Origin of the sequence: Bacillus cereus group sp. BceL291, from assembly GCF_051776705.1 — a bacterium.
In the GTDB taxonomy this organism is placed as follows: Bacteria; Bacillota; Bacilli; order Bacillales; family Bacillaceae_G; genus Bacillus_A; species Bacillus_A cereus.
Window position 1 is genome coordinate 1 of record NZ_JBPWAP010000199.1, and the last position, 2,165, is coordinate 2,165.

Genomic DNA, 2,165 nt, shown 5'->3' on the forward strand with positions numbered 1-2,165 from the left:
AACGAGGGGGCTACTCTAAAAGTGGTTCCCTTTTTTACACAGCATTTTTTATGAAATTAAGAGGGGAGTAAAGAAAATGGGTCTGTATATTGTGGGATTATTACTAAGTTACATGTTCCTAAATGTATTTACTGATTTGAAATATAGAAAAACAAAGAATATGTGGCATCTACTATTCTTAATAGTAGGGATAGGAATTACGTACCTTGCCGGAATAAGAACAGGGAAAGAGATTGCAATTGTACTAGTCATGGCCTTAGCGTGTGGTTTATTGCTAGAGACATTTAAATTCTCTTCACCTGGTGATACCAAGATGCTTGTGGTGGTAGCTTTATATATTAGCAATGTAGTAGAAGAATCGGCTATGCTTACTGCCATTACATTAACAGCTTTCCATTTGCTATTCTTTTGGATTGCTAGTGTGTATCGATTAATTAAAATTTTAGGGTTTGTGGGAGCGATTAAAGACCAATTGGAGCATGCTGCTTCTATATTTGGGGCAAAACTACCAAAGAAAGAAATACAGCTGATACAGAGCTTTCCTGGGGCTTGTTCTATTTTACTAGGGGCAATGGTGTATATTTCGTTCACTATCTATCAAAACGGAGGTATGTTAGCTTGAATAGTAGAATTATTCATCAAAGAGAAACATATATTTATTTCACGATATTCGTACTAGTAGGGGTGCTTATTGCAAATATGTTTATTCATATGGTGTTTGTATTAGCGTATCCGTTACTTATCGGATTAATTGTGCAGGTTATCTTGTTGCAGAAGATAAAGAAGCCATTTTATCGGAGCGGAAAAGAATTAACGGAACAATTAAAACTAAAAAATATATTTCTAGTAGAATCAAATATTTTAGGAGATGAAGAAGGAGCTGTTTATGAGGTGCATCAAATGCCTTTTGGATTCTCTAATGGATTAATTAATAAAGATAAGAGTTATAAAGTCATAAAACAAGAGTATGATAGAAAAGTCAAAGAGGATTTAACGAAAATTGCAAAATGGCAAGTTACAACAAAAGCTAGACTTGTTACGACAACACACTTTCGTTTATATACAATTTGGCAGAAAAATAGTACAGGTTATCAATTGAAAAAATTAGAGGATTGTGTTGATCCGTATGCAAAAATGAATCTCATACAATGGATGATTGCATCATTCTGTACGACTGGTCGTATCAAATATGATAAGAAACCAAAAGAGTGGGAAAGCTACGAATGGATTGCGTTAAAATAAAAAGACAAAAGTACATAACTTTTGTCTTTTTATTAATTTATACAGCTCAATGAACTATGCATTTTTTTTAGCTAGTTCTAAATATGCTTCATGTTTAGTTATTTCACTGATATCAAGTCCGAAATCAAAATCATCCTTTTTTGATTGGTAACCATAAGATACTAAACCGGAATCTTTATGATTCTCAGGGAAGTAAATTAGTACTTTTGCATTTTTATAGTCTTTTAAATGCAATAATTCGTACAGTTTTTCAATTAGATATTCGCTAATTAGGTTAATAGCACTTGTTCCGCCAACAATAGTATAAAGGTCATCATAAATGTGCAATGCATGATTTTTTCTATCAACGAATAGTAAAAAGTGATTGTAACCTACGTGGAAGTTTTCTATTACTAAATGGTATTGCTCCTCATGGCTAGTAGGAAATAAGAAAATATCAAATGAATCTTTAGTTACCAAAATAGCTGTTTCTTCATTTTTTGGGTCCTTTTTGAACATTTTAAACATGAAAATCCTCCTCTAAAGAACGTGTGTTTGTTCTGATTGTAACACGAATTGGATTTAGTTAATAGTAAATAAAGGAAGAATAAAAAATAAGGCCTTATTTTTTATATAGGCCTTATTAAATGACGAATGAGATATGACTCAATATCTCGTGTAGGGTAATTTTATTATACATAATTTTCGAAAAAAACTAAAATAAATAAGTTCATTTTTGTGATAAAACATAAAGTTATTGAAATTTAGATACGAATTGATTAATATAAATATATATTTAATGTTTAATTGATTCCGTTTATTCCCACACCTTATTGTGTTGTGGTTGAGTTGTAGAAGCAAGTTGCGTCTTGTTTCATTTTTGAAAGGGCTTCTTTGAGCCGATTAGTGTATATCTAGCTTATTTTGCTATGCACATTTTTAAT

At 31.3% G+C, this 2,165-nt stretch carries 3 protein-coding genes; 2 read left to right on the forward strand and 1 reads right to left on the reverse strand.

The annotated features are described in order from the left end of the window. The first annotated feature begins 76 nt into the window (after positions 1 to 76). Positions 77 to 622, forward strand: a complete 546-nt coding sequence (locus ACS2CR_RS34015) for a hypothetical protein (protein WP_000525025.1) — start codon at positions 77 to 79, stop codon at positions 620 to 622. Continuing rightward, positions 619 to 1,242, forward strand: a complete 624-nt coding sequence (locus ACS2CR_RS34020) for a hypothetical protein (protein ID WP_001088476.1) — start codon at positions 619 to 621, stop codon at positions 1,240 to 1,242. The genes ACS2CR_RS34015 and ACS2CR_RS34020 overlap by 4 nt, the downstream gene beginning before the upstream one ends. 54 nt (positions 1,243 to 1,296) lie before the next feature. Here the strand turns inward: ACS2CR_RS34020 and ACS2CR_RS34025 are convergent, their stop codons facing one another. After that, entirely contained in the window at positions 1,297 to 1,749 is a 453-nt protein-coding gene (locus ACS2CR_RS34025; RefSeq protein ID WP_000475631.1) for a hypothetical protein, read from the reverse strand. Positions 1,750 to 2,165 lie beyond the last annotated feature (416 nt).